This window comes from Streptococcus sp. Marseille-P7376 (assembly GCF_902460385.1).
Lineage (GTDB): Bacteria > Bacillota > Bacilli > Lactobacillales > Streptococcaceae > Streptococcus > Streptococcus sinensis.
The window spans coordinates 13994-30637 of the sequence record NZ_CABPTS010000007.1 but is presented as its reverse complement, the minus strand read 5'-3'; the positions used below and the strand labels follow the sequence as shown (position 1 = coordinate 30637).

The following is a 16644-nucleotide window of genomic DNA, read 5'->3' as shown; positions in this document are numbered from 1 at the left end:
TAGCGAAAGGAGCACTTACATGATTACAATCTATACTGTCTCAAGTTGTACTAGTTGTAAAAAAGCAAAAACCTGGCTAAACGCACATCAGCTGACTTACAAGGAGCAAAACCTTGGGAAGGAAGGTATTACTAAGGAAGAAATCTTAGATATTTTAGCAAAAACTGAAAATGGGATTGCTAGCATTGTATCTTCAAAAAATCGTTATGCGAAAGGACTTGGTGTTGACATTGAAGACCTCAGTGTCAATGAAGTGATTGATATTATCATGACAACACCGCGGATTCTGAAAAGTCCGATTTTGGTGGATGATAAGCGTCTCCAAGTAGGCTATAAGGAAGACGATATTCGTGCTTTCTTGCCGCGATCTGTACGAAACGTAGAAAACGCTGAAGCGCGTCTGCGAGCTGCGCTCTAACATGAAAAAAGGGGGACTGTTTAAAGTTGCCCCTTTCTTGCGTGGAGTTTTCTACATTAGCTAAGGATAGAACTGAACGATATTAAACGGTTATTGTTTCAAGTATATTTTTATATTGAATTTACTGGAAAATAATTGACATGTAGCGGAACTGTGATAGAATAATACTTGAGGAGACTTGTCATGAAAAAAATTTTACTCGTCCTGGGGCTTGTAACGCTTATATTGACAGGATGTGGACAGAAAAAAGAAGAAAAAGCAAAGGGAAATAAAGAAGATATCACTACCAATCTTCCGATTATCAACAATGCTGAGCAACAAGAAATTATTACAAAGAAACTAGTCTTTCCCAAAGATGAGAAAGGAGCTCAGTCGAGTCAAACGATAACTTATCAAGGGAAACGCTTTTTGACAGTTGTGATGGAGAAGATTGTGCCGACTGAAGGAGAGCTAAAAGAGGCCATCAAAGAAGTTGGTATAGAGCAAGCTCAAAAGTACTTGGATGAGTCGGTTGCTAAAGATGAAGAATATGCTCAGGCTAAGACGGTTTCAGGTTTTACAAGTTCGGTAGTCATTGCGAATGAAGATGAATTAAATATCACATCCACCTACGATTTCGAAAAGTTGGATATTGAAAAAGCTTCTTCAATGTCTTATTTTAAAAATGTTGATTTAAAGGGAATGGAAAAAATGTCTCCTGAGGAATACATCAATAATTTACTGATGAACGGAGCCGAGGAGCAACAGTAAAACTTCCATCTTGAGCAGTTGACGGAAGTCTTTTTCGTATTTGTATATTTTGTCAACAATGTAATAAAAATTTTAAAAGGAGAAAAGAAATGAAAAAATCATTCATTCTTTTAGTGGCTAGTTTGGCGGTGCTGACAGCTTGCAGTCAACAATCAAATAGTGGGCAGTCTGGTGGCAATCAATCTTCTCAAAATGCGGGTAAGGAGGCTTCGGTTACAAAATCTTATCAGTTAGATCAGAAAGTCGAAGGCCTTGATCAAACGATGACATTGACAGTTACATACAAAGGCAAGAAATATGAAAAGGTCAACATTCGTATTGACCAAAACTTGCCGGAGGAAAGCAAGGAATTCTTGGCTAATCAGGATCTGTCTTCACTAAAAGACGAGTTGATTTCCACAATTAAACAGGGTGCTGGAGTGGATAAGCTTGAAAAAGTCAAAGGCATTGAAGTTAAGGTGGACATTACTGAACAAGGTGTTGTAAATATTGAATTTATTATCGATCCTACAAATCTTGATTACGATGCTGCTGCTAAGATCCCTACTTATGGACAACTCTTTACTCAAATGAAGTCTCAGACGCCGGAAGAGTTTATCAAGTCATTTAAAGATGAAGGTGGCAAGGAAGTCGCAAATCCATCCTAATTCTGCTGATGAAAACTAGCCTTTGAAAAAGGGCTGGTTTTTTTGAACTGGTCATATGGAAAACAGTTAGAAAATGCTGAAAAAATAGAAAATTAACGTTAATTAAATTTGTGAAAAGCCTGTAAATATGCTATAATAGTAATATTCTAAAGAAAGAGGGTGTAATTGTGGGATTTACAGATGAAACTGTACGTTTTAATCTTGATGATTCAAATAAAAAAGAAATTAGCGAGACTTTGACCGATGTCTACAAGTCGCTCAATGACAAAGGATACAATCCAATCAATCAAATCGTAGGCTACGTACTGAGTGGCGATCCTGCTTATGTGCCTCGTTATAATAATGCTCGGAATCAGATTCGTAAATATGAACGAGATGAAATCGTAGAAGAATTAGTGCGTTATTATCTGAAAGGGCAAGGCATCGACCTCTGATGAGAATTATGGGACTGGATGTCGGCTCAAAAACGGTGGGTGTTGCGATTAGTGATCCACTCGGTTTTACTGCTCAGGGACTTGAAATTATTCAGATTGATGAGGAAAAGGAGCAGTTTGGTTTTGAGCGTTTGACGGAACTTGTCGAGCAATACAAGGTGGATAAGTTTGTAATTGGTTTGCCCAAAAATATGAATAATACCAGCGGTCCGCGAGTGGACGCTAGTAGAGCCTATGGTGAAAAAATTGCAGAGCTTTTTCAAATCCCGGTAGACTATCAGGATGAGCGTCTGACGACGGTAGCGGCGGAGCGCATGCTGATTGAGCAGGCAGATATTAGCCGCAGCAAGCGAAAAAAAGTGATTGATAAGTTGGCTGCTCAGCTGATTTTACAGAATTATTTGGATCGAAACTTTTAGAAAGAACTGAGGAAATAGTAGTATGGCGCATGATCATAACCATGACCACGAACATGAAGAACGTGAGTTAATCACACTGGTAGATGAGCAAGGAAATGAAACCTTGTTTGAAATTCTCCTGACCATTGATGGCAAGGAAGAATTTGGTAAGAACTATGTTCTTTTGATTCCAGCCAATGCTGAAGAAGATGAGAATGGCGAGGTAGAAATCCAAGCCTATTCATTCACAGAAAATGAAGATGGAACAGAAGGGGATCTCCAACCAATCCCAGAAGACTCTGATGCAGAGTGGGATATGATTGAAGAAGTCTTCAACAGCTTTATGGAGGAGTAAAAAGGTCCGGGGGACCTTTTTAGCCCGAGCTTGAAAACTAGAGAGCGAGGAAGGTTCGAGGGACCTTTTTGATCTGTGAAAGATATTTCTGTTAAAATTTAAGCTGAAATGCAAAGAATAGAAAATAAGGGAGAAGCGAGTTGCGATTCACATTTGAAGTCTGCTTCGCTTCTCTTTTTATATAGGTGAAAAAATGAATGAAATTGAAGAATGGCTGAACAGCCGTATTGGTCTAAACTTTCGCTCAGGTCTTGATCGGATGCAGCGAGTAGTAGATTTATTAGGGAATCCTGAACGAGTTTACCCAGTCATTCATGTAACGGGAACCAACGGCAAGGGGTCGACAATTGCCTTTCTGCGGAATCTTTTTGCAGATCAGGGTAAAAAGGTAGCTAGTTTTACATCGCCGCATATGGTCAGCATTCATGACCGTATCTGTATCAATGGCCTTCCGATTTCAGATGCTGATTTTATCCGCTTGGGGCGGCAGATTCAGGAGATGGAAAGAGAATTGATCAAGAGTCATGACCAGCTATCCTATTTTGAAATTTTGACCTTGCTGGCCTTCCTTTATTTCAGGGAGGAGAAGGTTGATCTGGCTTTAGTCGAAGTTGGGATAGGAGGACTTTTGGACACGACCAACGTGCTGGATGGCCAAGTTGTAGTAGTGACATCAGTGGGCTTGGATCATCAGGAGACGCTGGGGCAGACGCTTACAGCTATTGCTGAGCAGAAGGCTGGAATTTTCAAGAAAGGTTGTTCTGCAGTCATTGGTCCCTTGCCGGAAGAAGCTCGGCTGGTCTGTGAACAGCGAGCAGCAGCCTTGGGCTTAGATTTTTATGAATATGGCAAAGATTTTTCTTTTTCTAATGGCTCATTTAAAAATGGAGACCTTCTCTTATCGCATGTAGTCTTGGGTCTGCAAGGTGCTTATCAGGAAGAAAATGCAGCTCTGGCCTTGCAAGCTTTTTTACTTTTTATGAAGCAAAGGGGCTGGGAGATTGATTTTTCAGTTCTTCCTTCTTCTTTGAGGGAGACTCATTGGGCGGGTCGTCTAGAGGAGATTAGTCCGGGGATTTATTTGGACGGTGCCCATAATTTGCCAGCTCTGACTCGTTTGGTAGAGTTTATCAAGGAACAGAAGGGTAAGAAATGCAATCTTCTTTTTGGTGCTTTGAAGCGCAAGGATTACAGCGGTATGCTGGCCTATTTGCAAGAGGCTTTGCCGGAAGTTCAGGTGACAGTGACTAGCTTTGCCTATGGAGAATCCGTGGGACAAGGAGAGGCTGCGAACTTTGATTATGTAGCAGATTACAGAGAGTTTATAGAGAGGTTTAAGCGGGAGCAAGCTGCTGACCAGCTTCTTTTTATCACAGGATCGCTTTATTTTATTGCTGAGGTTCGAGCCTATCTTTATCGTGTATAAGTTGACCTTGGGAAGGCCTGTTTGATAAAATAGAAGTGGAACGAAGAAAGGAGAAACGATATGAAGTTTTCGAAACAAATAATTCTTTCAGCCTTTACGGCTATGACCGCTTTTGTATTGGTGGCTTGTGGAAATTCTGGTCAGAATCACTCAAAGCAATCTTCTCAATCTCAAGCGAGTTCCTCTGTTCCTCAGTCATCTGAGACGATGTCATCAAATAGCAAGGCAAACAGTAGTGCAAATAGTAGTAGTTCAGAGGCTTCTACTTCCAGTCAAACAGCTGTCGGTGACTTAGATGGAGTCTATAAGGCGACTCATGAAGGGGATTCCCTAACCCTGGAAATTTATGGAAATAAAGGGACGCTGACAAAAATCGAACGCGATGGTGAACAGGAAATTAAGCAGGTGCAGATTGATCCGACTAATCAAACTATGATTGTTGGAGATGATGTTGCGCGCTATCGACTTGAGGGCAATCAACTAACTCTGGAAGATTTATCGCAGGAAAATGATGATGATGACACAATCGTCTTTACAAAAGAATAAAAATTGATAGGAAGGTCCTGTTAAAAGGGGCCTTTTTCATTTTTAGCAGAGTGAAGATTGTGTTAATCTTCATTTACTGTTATACTAGAATATATGTAAAAGGATAGGAGCGGGAATGAATTTCAGAAAATTTCGTTTGTTAATGTCCAAGTATGGGTTCAGTGTTATTATTATGTTGCTGGAATTGATTCTGGTGTTTGTGGCTTTTTTCTATTTTAGTCAGCTTGTTCCCAATTGGTTATCAGCGCTTGTGATTATTTTTCTGTATATTGGAACGATTTTAGCGATTGTCAATCGCAATATGCCGCCAGAAAGCAAGGTAACTTGGCTGTTAATCGCAGTTGTGCCGATTTTTGGTTTCCTGCTTTATCTGATGTTTGGAGAGCGGCATTTGTCCAAAAAGGAAGTCCAGCAACTAGAAAATATGGACTCGGTGAAGTTTCGAGAAGACAATAGCTATGATTTGCGGGTAGAGCTCAAGCAGGAGAATAAATCGGCTTTTGGGATTGTGAAATCTCTTTTGAGTATGGACCATAATGCAGATGTCTATGATGGGACAGCCTCGCAGTATTTCGCTACAGGTGAGGAGATGTTTACGGCCATGCTGGCTGATTTACGGTCAGCCAAGAAGTTCATTTTTCTGGAATTTTATATCATTGATGAAGGTTTGATGTGGAATCGTGTGCTGGATATTTTGCTTGAAAAGGTCAAGCAAGGTGTTGAGGTTAAGCTGCTTTATGATGATATTGGCTGCATGGCGACTCTTCCTGGTGATTATACTCAAAAATTACGCAACCTAGGAATTGATGCCCATAAGTTTAACAAAGTGATTCCGCGGATGACGGTAGCCTATAATAATCGTGACCACCGCAAGATTTTGGTGGTTGATGGGCAGATTGGCTATACGGGTGGCATTAATCTAGCGGACGAGTATATCAATCATATCGTTCGTTTCGGTCATTGGAAAGATGGCGGTATTCGCTTGGAAGGTCAAGCGGTGAAGGCTTTGACGCGTCTTTTCTTGATGAACTGGTACATCAATCGTGGGGAAATTACGGATTTTGACCGTTACCATTTTGATAGCCAGCGGGTTGAAGGCAAGGGGCTCTATATTCCGTATGGCAGCGGGCCTAAGCCGATTTATAAGGAACAGGTGGGGAAAGCTGTTTATCAGAATATTATCAATCAAGCCATCGATTATGTCTATATCACAACCCCTTATTTGATTATCGACTACGATTTGACAGAGGATATCAAGAATGCAGCCATGAGAGGGGTGGATGTGCGCATTGTGACACCATTCATTCCTGATAAGAAGCTGATTCAGATTGTTACGCGCGGAGCCTATCCAGATTTAATGGAGGCTGGTGTTAAGATTTATGAGTATACGCCGGGCTTTATCCATAGCAAGCATGTTGTTTCAGATGATGAGCTGGCCGTGGTGGGAACGATTAATTTTGATTATCGCAGTCTGGTTCACCATTATGAGAATGCTGTATTGATGTATCAAACGGAGACGATTCCCGTTATTAAGCAAGATTTTAAAGAAATGTTTGAAATTTGCGAAGAAATTTTGCCTGAGAACATGAACCATTCTTGGTATAAACGCTTAGTGAAAGAAATTATGCAGTTGTTTGCACCAATGTTGTAAATGAAAGATCTGAGATTCATTCAGGTCTTTTTTTGTCTCTTTTCCGAATAGTAAAAATAAAGGAAAGATTTCATGACGTTGCTGGAGATACTGTATACAGGCCAAGAGATTTATGAAAGGAGGGCGTATCAGCGTTTTCGAGATTTAGAAAGAACAGCTAAAAAGAGTAAAAAGCAAAAAGGAATGCAGGATAAGGCTGACAGAAAGGAAGCTTTTTGATATACTATATAGGACTGATATCGAGGAGAAGCTTTTTATGCATGATATAAATGAACAACAGAATTTGGAAATTCCTGAAATGAAGACAGAAATTTCTGAAGCAAATGTAGAAGTTTCAGAGCAGGAAGGAACTCAGCGCTTTCGTAAGAAAACGAGTCCTGTTCCGCTTTTTAAAGTGCTTTCTTGGAGTATTCTTGTTAGTCTGTTCAGTGTTGTCAATCCACTTTTGACGAATTTAGCTACAAACTTACAATCTCAGAATCTCTATGCCGGCTGGGCTATGGCACAGGGCCAAACGATTTATTCCCATATCTATGGAACTAGTGGTTTGCTCTACTATCTTATTAATTGGGCTGGCAGTATGGCCTTTGGTCAAATCTTGTTTTTGATTTTTCAAGTCCTTGCCCTTGTTTTAGCGGGAGTCTATTTATTTAAAACGATTTCCTACATTACCACAAACTCCAGTCTTGCGCAAAATCTGCTACCCTTGTTTTACTTGTTGACAGCGACGCTTGGATTTGGTGGCCTCTACTCTAGTATTTTTGTTTTTCCCTTTGTATTTTGGAGCATGTCCTTTTTGGTATGCTATGTGCAAAATGCGGTGAAAGATGAAGTTTTCATTTTATATGGTGCTGTAGGAGCCTTATCTTTCCTTGTCGAACCAATGCTGAGTATAGTCTTTTATACCCTGGCAGGTCTAGTTCTGTTTGTGTATAATATTGCATCCAAGCGCAAAGCAAGGGGGCTTTATCAATGTTTAGCTGTCCTGCTTGGTTTTTCTCTGCTCTTTTATCCTTTAGGATATTACACGGTGTGGAATGGCTCTTTTGGGGTAGCCATTAGTCAGGTTACCTATACCATTGATGCTTTTAAATTGACGGGCAGCCATCTGCCGAGTAATGCTCTCTATTATGGTCTGCTGACGATTGGGCTGGGCTTTGTAACAGCTTTCGTTTTGGGCTTTCAATTTAAAAAAGAAGCTGCGGTTGTTCGTCTTATGCGTATTCTCAGTTTATTTGGTTTTCTGACCGTCTTCATTGGAGCGCTGGGCTTGCCTGAACAGGGGGCTTACCAATTACTCCCGGCTTTGCCATTTGTTATTATCTTGTTTGCCCTATGGTTTAACAAAAATGGGGAGACTAGCGTAGAAAACGAAGGGAGACGCCGTCGTGAACGGCACAAGACATCGGTTTGGAATCGTTATTTTTCAAAACAGGTCTTTTTGCCTCTTGTGGGGATGATTTACTTGATTGGCTTTCCTTTTGTACAGGAGTACATTTTGTCTAATGGTGTTTCTGGCGAAAGAGCGATGGCTGCTCGGTACATCCGGGAGAATAGTTCCGCCAAAGACACGATTTATGCTTGGGATAACACAGCAAGCCTCTACCAACAGAGCCAGCGTCTGTCTGCTGTTTCAATTCTGACTCCGTCCCTTTACACAGGAACAGATGAAAATCAGATTTATTTGCGAAATACCCTAAATCAAGTTGAACCAAAATTTATTTTAGTAAATAATCATATTCAACTTCTGCCTGATGTAGATACAAAAATTTCTAAAAACTATAAAGAAACAAACCTCAAACTCAGTCACTTCAAGCTTTATCAGCTCCAATAGTCAAAACAATATGTTGTGTGTGAAATAAAAAAAACAGATTTTTACCACAACATATTGATTTTTTATTTTGGAGTGATATAATGTTTGGTAGATGACTTATTAAGAAGAGGAAGTGTTCGTGATGATTTTAAGAGAAACAAAATTTGATACAGCCCCAACCATCTATGTTGAAAAACGGGATGGCCGGAGAGTAAATTTTGATGTCAGTAAGATTTACAAGGCCATGGTTCGGGCAGCTCAAGACCTTGGCCCCATGACGCCTATGCTGGAAGCTAAACTGGAAACCATCACGGACCGTGTTGTGGCCGAGATTTCTAGTCGCTTCGCTAAGTATGTCAAAATCTATGAAATTCAGAATATCGTTGAGCATGAGCTTTTGAATGCAAAGGAATATGCCATCGCGGAGAACTACATCACTTACCGCACCCAACGGGATTTTGAGCGCTCAAAAGCGACAGACATTAATTTTAGCATTGACAAGCTTCTCAACAAAGATCGTACGGTAGTCAACGAGAATGCCAATAAAGACAGTGATGTTTTCAATACTCAGCGGGATTTGACTGCAGGAATTGTCGGCAAGTCTATCGGGCTCAAGATGCTGCCGCCTCATGTGGCCAATGCCCACCAGAAGGGGGACATCCACTATCATGATTTGGACTACAGCCCTTATACACCTATGACTAATTGCTGTCTGATTGACTTTGACGGCATGCTGAAAAATGGCTTCAAGATTGGGAATGCAGAAGTAGAGAGTCCCAAGTCTATCCAGACTGCGACGGCGCAAATCTCGCAAATCATTGCCAATGTAGCTTCTAGTCAGTACGGAGGTTGCTCAGCGGACCGGATTGATGAAGTTTTGGCGCCTTATGCTGAGCTTAATTATCAAAAGCATCTCAAAGATGCGGAGCAATGGGTTTTGCCGGATAAGCAGGAAGAGTACGCCTGGGCGAAGACCAAGAAGGACATCTATGATGCCATGCAGTCGCTGGAGTATGAGATTAATACTCTCTTTACCTCTAATGGTCAGACTCCTTTTACTTCGCTGGGCTTTGGTCTGGGGACCAATCGTTTTGAGCGGGAAATTCAGACGGCCATTCTCAATATCCGTATCAAGGGACTGGGAAGCGAGCACCGCACAGCAATTTTCCCTAAGCTGATTTTCACCCTTAAGCGTGGACTCAATCTCGAGCCGGGAACGCCTAACTACGACATCAAAGAACTGGCTCTGGAGTGTGCCACTAAGCGCATGTATCCAGATGTCCTTTCCTATGACAAGATTATCGACTTGACTGGATCCTTCAAGGTACCGATGGGCTGCCGTTCTTTCCTACAAGGCTGGAAGGATGAAAATGGTCAGGAAGTCAACTCCGGCCGTATGAATCTAGGTGTCGTGACTGTCAATCTGCCGCGGATTGCGCTTGAATCCGAGGGGGATTTGGATAAATTCTGGGAACTCTTTAACGAGCGGATGAATATCGCTGAGGATGCTTTGGTCTACCGAGTGGAGCGGACCAAGGAAGCCAGTCCAGCCAATGCACCGATTCTTTATCAGTATGGGGCTTTTGGCCAACGTCTGGGTAAGTATGATCAGGTGGATCAGCTCTTTACTCACCGTCGTGCAACGGTTTCCCTAGGCTATATCGGTCTGTATGAAGTAGCAGCAGTCTTTTATGGTGGCGACTGGGAAACCAATCCTGAAGCCAAGGACTTTACGGTTGCTATTGTCAAAGATATGAAGCGTCGGGTGGAAGAGTGGTCAGATCAGTATGACTATCATTTCTCTGTTTACTCGACGCCATCTGAAAGCCTGACCGACCGTTTCTGTCGTTTGGATACAGAGAAGTTTGGGGTCGTTCCGGATATTACTGACAAGGAATACTATACTAACTCCTTCCACTACGATGTGCGCAAGAATCCAACGCCTTTTGAAAAGCTGGACTTTGAGAAGATTTATCCCGAAGTCGGAGCCTCAGGTGGCTTTATCCACTACTGCGAGTATCCTGTACTGCAGCAAAATCCTAAAGCTCTGGAAGCGGTCTGGGACTATGCCTATGATCGGGTCGGCTATCTGGGAACCAATACACCGATTGACCGTTGTTACAAGTGTGGCTTTGAGGGAGACTTCACGCCGACCGAGCGGGGCTTCACCTGTCCAAACTGTGGCAACAGCGATCCCAAGACGGTTGATGTGGTCAAGCGGACCTGTGGTTACCTAGGCAATCCGCAAGCCCGTCCAATGGTCAATGGCCGTCACAAGGAAATATCAGCTCGGGTCAAGCACATGAATGGCTCGACTATTAAGTACGAAGGAAATTAAGATGGGCAAGTATCAATTGGACGACAAAGGAAAGGCTCAGGTGCAGCGTTTCCATGAAAAGCATTCACAGGGCGGTAGCGGCAAAAAAGAGCGGTTAGCTAAACTGCGCCAGCAATTTTTAGAAAAAAACAAGAAATAATAGAAGTCAGAGTGGGGCGCAAGGCGGTCTCACTCTCTTCGTATCAGGAGGCACTATGGAGCTGAGACGACCGAAACTAGAAGACAAGGAAAAGATTTTAGAGATGCTGGCTGACTTTGAAGTAGCTGGTGGTCGTCACGACGGCTTCTTTGGCGGAGCGGGTTTTGTCTACGAGGATTGGCTGGAGACTATTCAGCTAGCTGAGGCAGGTCTAGGCTTGCCGCAAGGTTTTGTGCCTTACATCCAACTAATCTCTTTTGCTACGGATGGTCAGGCTGTGGGCTTTCTCAATCTGCGCTTGCGGCTCAATGACCATTTGCTCCAAGAAGGCGGGCATATTGGCTATAGTATCCGTCCTTCTGCGCGTGGGCAAGGATTTGCCAAAGAGCAGCTGCGACAAGGCTTGCAAGTAGCCAAAAGTAAAAATATTAAACGAGTCCTAGTGACTTGCGATTGTGATAATGCTGCCAGTCGAGCGGTGATTCTGGCTAATGGCGGAGCTTTAGAGGATATTCGAGGCGGGAAAGAGCGTTACTGGATTGATGTCGATTAAGGAGGGAGCATGGAGCTAAGACGACCAACTTTGGAAGATAAAGACGCGATATTAGAGATGATTGCGGAGTTTGATGCTGCAAAATCCTATATGCACGGTGGCATGGGCTCCGCTTGGAAGCAAGCAAAGGATTATGAGGATTGGTTAAAGATTGTAGAGCAGCAGGAGGATGCTGCCAACCTGCCAGTAGGCTGGGTTCCTGCAATCAAATTTTTATCCTTTGATGAGACTGGCTTGCCTCTGGGCTTTTTAGCCCTGCGCTTGTCCTTGAATGACAAATTATTTGTAGAGGGTGGTCACATTGGCTATTCTATCCGGCCCAGTCAACGCAGAAAGGGCTTGGCTAAGTTGCAGTTAGACCTAGGGATGGCAGAGGCTCGAAAGCAAGGATTGGAACGAGTGCTGATTACCTGCGATGAAGACAACGAAGCCAGTCGACGCACGATTCTCTCTGGTGGTGGTGTTTACGAAAATACAATCGATAGAAGTCAGCGTTACTGGATAAGTTTGGAGGATAAAGATGAACAATCCTAAACCCCAAGAATGGAAAAGTGAGGAGTTGAGTAAGGGGCGAATCATTGACTATAAGGCCTTTAACTTTGTAGATGGCGAAGGTGTCCGCAACTCCCTCTATGTCAGTGGCTGTATGTTTCACTGTGAGGGCTGCTATAATGCCGCAACTTGGTCCTTCAACGCTGGCATTCCCTATACCCCAGAGCTGGAGGAGCAGATTATGAAAGACTTGGCGGAGCCCTATGTGCAGGGGCTGACCCTCCTAGGCGGTGAACCTTTTCTCAATACAGGCATTCTCCTGCCCTTGGTCAAGCGGATTCGGCGTGAGCTGCCGGAAAAGGATATCTGGTCTTGGACGGGCTACACCTGGGAGGAGATGATGCTGGAAACGGAGGACAAGCTGGAGCTGCTGAGTCTGATTGACATCTTGGTGGACGGCCGTTTTGATATCACAAAGAAGAATCTCATGCTGCAATTCCGCGGTTCTTCTAATCAGCGCATCATCGATGTGCAGAAATCCCTTCAGGCAGGTGAGGTAATCATCTGGGACAAGCTCAATGACGGGCTGCAGGCCTATGAACAAGTTGACCGAGATAAACTAGTGTAATGAATAAAGTGTAACCAATGGGTTTGGTATTTTATCCTTGTTATAAATCAAAAAAGTGTAGATTCTTACTGGTAATAATTCAAAGCGCTATTTTTGACGAAAGAATTACTTTTTTTAAGTCAATATCCGAGACTAGCAGAGTAATGATTGTCGCTATTTTTATACATATTTCCGAAACGAGCGATGCCTATTTTAAGGCATCGTTTTCTTATTTTGATTTTAAAAAGGGCATCTATTTTAGATTTAAAATTGTTCACAAAAAAGTAGAAACTTTTTACAATTATGTAATATTCTTAAGAATTTCTTAAAAAAGGGGGACTTTTGTGATATAATAGACTAGAGTAATTTTACATAGAAGGTAGTTAACGGTAATGTCTCATAAAAGAAGGATCTCGTCAAAGAACACAAAACGTTTTAGAATTCTGAACAGTGCACTCTTGGGTGTCTATGCTTTGTTAGCAGCCCTGCTAATTTTTACGATTATTCGTTACAATCTATTGGCTTTCCGATATTTGAATATTGTCACCATTTTTTTCATTCTGCTGCTAGCAGTCGCATCGGCCTTTCTTATCTTTAAAAATAAGGCGCGTGTTACTACCAGCATTGTTCTTGTTCTGGCTCTGTTTGCAGGATCCATATCTATGTATGCTTTCAAGGAAGTCATGGATTTATCGAGTGGTTTAAATTCTACTTCTAATTATTCAGAATATGAAATGAGCATTGCTGTTCTGGCAGACAGTGAAATTACAGATGTTAAGGATTTAACAAATGTTTTAGCTCCGACGGGGACAGATGCTGACAACATCAATGCGTTGACGCAGAATGTAGCTCAACTAAAAAAAGTTGACTTGACAGTTGACACAGCAACATCTTACTTAGCTGCCTATCGGTCTCTGACAAACGGGGAAGCAAAGGCCATTGTTTTGAATAGTGTGTTTGAGGATACGCTTCGCAGTGAGGATCCAGACTACGCTTCCAAGATTAAGAAAATATATTCTTATAAATTAACTAAAAAGATTGAAACAGCCATAGGGAAACAAGATCCAAATGCGGATGTCTTCAATATTTATGTTAGTGGAATTGATACGTACGGGCCGATTTCATCTGTGTCTCGTTCCGACGTAAATATCATTATGACAGTCAATCGGAAGACTAAGAAAGTCTTGTTGACGACAACACCGCGGGATGCCTATGTGCCAATTGCAGATGGCGGTCTCAACCAGTCTGATAAATTAACCCATGCTGGGATCTACGGTGTTGATGCTTCCGTTCACACCCTAGAAAATCTTTATGGGATCGACATCAATTATTATGTTCGTCTCAATTTCACCTCTTTCTTGAAATTAATTGACTTGCTTGGCGGAATTGATGTTTATAATGACCAGGAATTTACTGTGGGAAATACAAACTATCCGATCGGAACGATCTCTCTGAACTCAGAACAAGCGTTAACCTTTGTTCGGGAACGATATTCCCTTAGCGGTGGCGATAACGATCGCGGAAAAAATCAAGAAAAAGTCATTGCGGCCATTATCCAGAAATTAACGTCAACAGACGCCTTGAGAAATTACAATGGTATTATCTCTGGTCTGCAGGATTCTGTGCAAACAAATATGACCCTTGAAACCATGGTTAACTTAGTGAATACACAGCTAGAATCTGGTGGTAGTTATAATGTAGTTTCCCAAGCCCTAACAGGAAATGGCACGACTGGCCTGCCATCTCATGCCATGCCAGATGCTAGTCTTTATATGATGGAAATTGATCAAAACAGCTTGAATGCGGCTAAAGCAGCCATTCAAGATACTATGGAAGGAAAGTAAAACATGATTGATATTCATTCTCACATTGTTTTTGATGTTGATGATGGTCCGAATACGATTGAAGATAGCAGAGCTTTGCTAGAAGAAAGCTATCGCCAAGGAGTGAGGACGATTGTTTCAACTTCTCATCGCAGAAAAGGAATGTTTGAGACTCCGGAAGAAAAGATTGCAGCAAACTTCAAGCAAGTACAGGAGTTGGCCAAGGAAATCGCAGATGATTTGACGATTCTTTACGGAGCAGAAATTTATTATACAAGTGATGTTCTGGAAAAGTTAGAGCAGGGGCGGATTCCCAAATTAGGGGGGACGACTTACGCTTTGATTGAGTTTAGTATGAGTACTCCTTACAAGGAAATTCACTCAGCTTTGAGCAATGTTTTGCGTCTGGGGCTGACTCCAGTAGTTGCTCATATTGAGCGTTACCATTGCTTAGAAAATGATGAGAAAAGAGTCCGTGAGTTGATAAATATGGGTTGTTATATGCAGATTAACAGCTCCAGTGTTCTGAAGCCAAAATTGTTTGGTGACAAATATAAATTTATGAAAAAACGAGCTCAATTCTTTCTTGACCATGATTTGGTGCATTTTGTAGCGAGTGATATGCATAATTTGGCTTCCCGTCCACCATATCTAAAAGAAGCCTATGATATCATCGCTAAGAAATACGGAGAATCATATGCAGAACGAATATTTAGAAAAAATCAGGAAATTCTGTTAAGTGATGAGTTTATTTAATTTGTGGAGCGGTTCCTCGCATTGTTAAACCATCAATCTTAATTTAGGAGAAAAATAGGAAAATGAATCAAGAAAATCAAATGGTTGAAATCGACGTCTTGTCCTTGTTGAAAACAGTCTGGAAAAGAAAGTTTCTGATTGTTTTGACAGCTTTAGTAATGGCTATTTTAGCATTGGGTTACAGTGTGTTTTTAGCGAAACCTTCTTATCAGAGTACGACACGGATCTACGTTGTCAATCGCCAGCAATCTGACAACAATGCTTTGACAAATCAAGATTTGCAAGCAGGGGCTTATCTGGTAAAAGACTATAAAGAAATCATTTTATCCCAAGACGTTTTAGCGAGCGTGATTTCAGAGCTAAATCTGCCGACGACACCGGCTGGATTATCTGAAAAAGTGACTGTTGCAGTACCGACCGACACACGGATTGTATCAATCACGGTAGCGGATGGGAATCCGAACGAGGCTAGCCGAATAGCCAATACGCTTCGCGAAGTGGCTGCAGAAAAAATCATTGCGGTTACTAAAGTGTCAGATGTTACAACCTTGGAAGAAGCGGAAGTGCCTAAAGAGCCATCTTCACCAAATGTCCGCCGCAATGTGTTGCTTGGCTTCCTTGCGGGAGGCGTTGTGATGGTTGTAGTTGTACTGTTGGTAGATATTCTAGACGACCGAGTGAAGAAGCCAGAAGATATTGAAGAAGTTATGGGTTTGACCTTGCTTGGCGTTGTACCTGACATGAATAAACTGAAATAAGGAGATAGTATGCCGAGATTAGAATTATCAAGAAGCAGAAAAGCTTCTATTGAGAAGACAGAAGAGTATTACAACGCCCTTCGTACCAATATCCAGTTGAGCGGGGACAACCTCAAAATTATTGCCTTGACCTCTGTTCAGCCCAATGAAGGAAAGTCAACGACTTCAACAAATCTGGCCATTGCTTTTGCCAGAGCTGGCTATAAAACTATTTTGATTGATGCGGATATCCGAAATTCAGTCATGTCTGGGGTCTTCAAATCAAAAGAGAAAATAACTGGTTTGACAGACTATTTAGCAGGAAAGACGGATCTGTCTCAAGGTTTGTGTGAGACGGATGTAGAGAATCTCTTTGTTATTGAGTCTGGACAAACCTCTCCTAATCCAACAGCACTTCTTCAGGGCAAAAACTTTGACTCTATGATGAATGTTTTGCGCAAATATTATGATTATGTTATTGTCGATACACCACCAATCGGTTTTGTTATCGATGCAGCCATCATTGCACAAAAATGTGATGCTTCTATCCTGGTCACAGAGGCAGGAGCTGTCAAACGCAAGCTGGTTCAGAAGGCTAAAGAACAGCTGGAACAAACAGACACACCATTCCTAGGAGTTATTTTAAATAAATACAACGTGGCTATGGATAAATATGGCTCATACGGAATCTATGGTGCGTATGGTAATTACGGAAACTATGGGAAAGAAAATACTAAGTAGATAATATAAATCTGGGGGGG

The 16644-nt window shown here is 42.0% G+C and carries 19 protein-coding genes; all 19 read left to right on the top strand.

Annotation, left to right across the window (positions count from 1 at the left end; all coding sequences use genetic code 11):
- Positions 1-19: 19 nt before the first annotated feature.
- The 19 genes from spx (at position 20) to FZ952_RS05110 (ending at position 16624) form a co-directional block, all read left to right on the top strand.
- Entirely contained in the window at positions 20-418 is a 399-nt protein-coding gene (spx, locus tag FZ952_RS05200) for a transcriptional regulator Spx (RefSeq protein ID WP_062201466.1), read from the top strand.
- Positions 419-601: 183 nt separating this feature from the next.
- A complete protein-coding gene (locus FZ952_RS05195) occupies positions 602-1168 on the top strand; it encodes an SP0191 family lipoprotein (protein WP_148880862.1) in 567 nt (188 codons plus the stop codon).
- 89 nt (positions 1169-1257) lie between these two features.
- On the top strand, positions 1258-1815 hold the full coding sequence (locus FZ952_RS05190; RefSeq protein WP_148880861.1) for an SP0191 family lipoprotein: 558 nt from the start codon (positions 1258-1260) through the stop codon (positions 1813-1815).
- 167 nt (positions 1816-1982) lie between these two features.
- Entirely contained in the window at positions 1983-2249 is a 267-nt protein-coding gene (locus FZ952_RS05185; RefSeq protein WP_005592119.1) for an IreB family regulatory phosphoprotein, read from the top strand.
- Entirely contained in the window at positions 2249-2668 is a 420-nt protein-coding gene (ruvX, locus tag FZ952_RS05180) for a Holliday junction resolvase RuvX (RefSeq protein WP_148880860.1), read from the top strand. Before FZ952_RS05185 ends, ruvX begins: the two co-directional genes overlap by 1 nt.
- Before the next feature lie 22 nt (positions 2669-2690).
- Positions 2691-3002 carry a DUF1292 domain-containing protein gene (locus FZ952_RS05175; protein ID WP_037618287.1) on the top strand — a complete coding sequence of 104 codons (312 nt, stop codon included), beginning with the start codon at positions 2691-2693 and terminating at the stop codon, positions 3000-3002.
- 193 nt (positions 3003-3195) lie between these two features.
- A complete protein-coding gene (locus tag FZ952_RS05170; protein WP_148880859.1) occupies positions 3196-4428 on the top strand; it encodes a bifunctional folylpolyglutamate synthase/dihydrofolate synthase in 1233 nt (410 codons plus the stop codon).
- Between the two features lie 60 nt (positions 4429-4488).
- Positions 4489-4974, top strand: a complete 486-nt coding sequence (locus FZ952_RS05165) for an SP_0198 family lipoprotein (protein WP_148880858.1) — start codon at positions 4489-4491, stop codon at positions 4972-4974.
- A gap of 115 nt (positions 4975-5089) precedes the next feature.
- Positions 5090-6625, top strand: a complete 1536-nt coding sequence (gene cls / locus FZ952_RS05160) for a cardiolipin synthase (protein WP_148880857.1) — start codon at positions 5090-5092, stop codon at positions 6623-6625.
- A gap of 256 nt (positions 6626-6881) precedes the next feature.
- Positions 6882-8459 carry a heme transporter CcmD gene (locus FZ952_RS05155; RefSeq protein ID WP_148880856.1) on the top strand — a complete coding sequence of 526 codons (1578 nt, stop codon included), beginning with the start codon at positions 6882-6884 and terminating at the stop codon, positions 8457-8459.
- Between the two features lie 121 nt (positions 8460-8580).
- Positions 8581-10776, top strand: coding sequence for an anaerobic ribonucleoside-triphosphate reductase (nrdD, locus tag FZ952_RS05150; protein WP_148880855.1), 2196 nt, complete (start codon positions 8581-8583; stop codon positions 10774-10776).
- Position 10777: 1 nt separating this feature from the next.
- Positions 10778-10915 (top strand): hypothetical protein, encoded by a 138-nt coding sequence (locus FZ952_RS05145; protein WP_187423871.1) that lies wholly within the window; start codon positions 10778-10780, stop codon positions 10913-10915.
- Positions 10916-10970: 55 nt separating this feature from the next.
- A complete protein-coding gene (locus FZ952_RS05140; RefSeq protein ID WP_148880853.1) occupies positions 10971-11468 on the top strand; it encodes a GNAT family N-acetyltransferase in 498 nt (165 codons plus the stop codon).
- A gap of 9 nt (positions 11469-11477) precedes the next feature.
- Positions 11478-12002, top strand: a complete 525-nt coding sequence (locus FZ952_RS05135; RefSeq protein WP_148880852.1) for a GNAT family N-acetyltransferase — start codon at positions 11478-11480, stop codon at positions 12000-12002.
- Positions 11989-12588 (top strand): anaerobic ribonucleoside-triphosphate reductase activating protein, encoded by a 600-nt coding sequence (gene nrdG / locus FZ952_RS05130; RefSeq protein ID WP_148880851.1) that lies wholly within the window; start codon positions 11989-11991, stop codon positions 12586-12588. Before FZ952_RS05135 ends, nrdG begins: the two co-directional genes overlap by 14 nt.
- Positions 12589-12959: 371 nt before the next feature.
- Complete coding sequence (locus FZ952_RS05125) at positions 12960-14411, top strand: LCP family protein (protein ID WP_148880850.1); 1452 nt, start codon at positions 12960-12962, stop codon at positions 14409-14411.
- Positions 14412-14414: 3 nt separating this feature from the next.
- Positions 14415-15146, top strand: coding sequence for a capsular polysaccharide biosynthesis protein Cps4B (cps4B, locus tag FZ952_RS05120; protein ID WP_062201444.1), 732 nt, complete (start codon positions 14415-14417; stop codon positions 15144-15146).
- Between the two features lie 62 nt (positions 15147-15208).
- Positions 15209-15904, top strand: coding sequence for a CspC family polysaccharide chain length determinant protein (locus FZ952_RS05115; RefSeq protein WP_148880849.1), 696 nt, complete (start codon positions 15209-15211; stop codon positions 15902-15904).
- Between the two features lie 9 nt (positions 15905-15913).
- Positions 15914-16624 (top strand): tyrosine-protein kinase, encoded by a 711-nt coding sequence (locus FZ952_RS05110; protein ID WP_148880848.1) that lies wholly within the window; start codon positions 15914-15916, stop codon positions 16622-16624.
- The last annotated feature ends 20 nt before the right edge of the window (positions 16625-16644 follow it).

Coding starts and splice junctions, on each gene's coding strand:
- spx (WP_062201466.1), top strand. CDS start 20: ATGATTACAATCTATACTGTCTCAAGTTGTACTAGTTGTAAAAAAGCA.
- FZ952_RS05195 (WP_148880862.1), top strand. CDS start 602: ATGAAAAAAATTTTACTCGTCCTGGGGCTTGTAACGCTTATATTGACA.
- FZ952_RS05190 (WP_148880861.1), top strand. CDS start 1,258: ATGAAAAAATCATTCATTCTTTTAGTGGCTAGTTTGGCGGTGCTGACA.
- ruvX (WP_148880860.1), top strand. CDS start 2,249: ATGAGAATTATGGGACTGGATGTCGGCTCAAAAACGGTGGGTGTTGCG.
- FZ952_RS05175 (WP_037618287.1), top strand. CDS start 2,691: ATGGCGCATGATCATAACCATGACCACGAACATGAAGAACGTGAGTTA.
- FZ952_RS05170 (WP_148880859.1), top strand. CDS start 3,196: ATGAATGAAATTGAAGAATGGCTGAACAGCCGTATTGGTCTAAACTTT.
- FZ952_RS05165 (WP_148880858.1), top strand. CDS start 4,489: ATGAAGTTTTCGAAACAAATAATTCTTTCAGCCTTTACGGCTATGACC.
- cls (WP_148880857.1), top strand. CDS start 5,090: ATGAATTTCAGAAAATTTCGTTTGTTAATGTCCAAGTATGGGTTCAGT.
- FZ952_RS05155 (WP_148880856.1), top strand. CDS start 6,882: ATGCATGATATAAATGAACAACAGAATTTGGAAATTCCTGAAATGAAG.
- nrdD (WP_148880855.1), top strand. CDS start 8,581: ATGATTTTAAGAGAAACAAAATTTGATACAGCCCCAACCATCTATGTT.
- FZ952_RS05145 (WP_187423871.1), top strand. CDS start 10,778: ATGGGCAAGTATCAATTGGACGACAAAGGAAAGGCTCAGGTGCAGCGT.
- FZ952_RS05140 (WP_148880853.1), top strand. CDS start 10,971: ATGGAGCTGAGACGACCGAAACTAGAAGACAAGGAAAAGATTTTAGAG.
- FZ952_RS05135 (WP_148880852.1), top strand. CDS start 11,478: ATGGAGCTAAGACGACCAACTTTGGAAGATAAAGACGCGATATTAGAG.
- nrdG (WP_148880851.1), top strand. CDS start 11,989: ATGAACAATCCTAAACCCCAAGAATGGAAAAGTGAGGAGTTGAGTAAG.
- FZ952_RS05125 (WP_148880850.1), top strand. CDS start 12,960: ATGTCTCATAAAAGAAGGATCTCGTCAAAGAACACAAAACGTTTTAGA.
- cps4B (WP_062201444.1), top strand. CDS start 14,415: ATGATTGATATTCATTCTCACATTGTTTTTGATGTTGATGATGGTCCG.
- FZ952_RS05115 (WP_148880849.1), top strand. CDS start 15,209: ATGAATCAAGAAAATCAAATGGTTGAAATCGACGTCTTGTCCTTGTTG.
- FZ952_RS05110 (WP_148880848.1), top strand. CDS start 15,914: ATGCCGAGATTAGAATTATCAAGAAGCAGAAAAGCTTCTATTGAGAAG.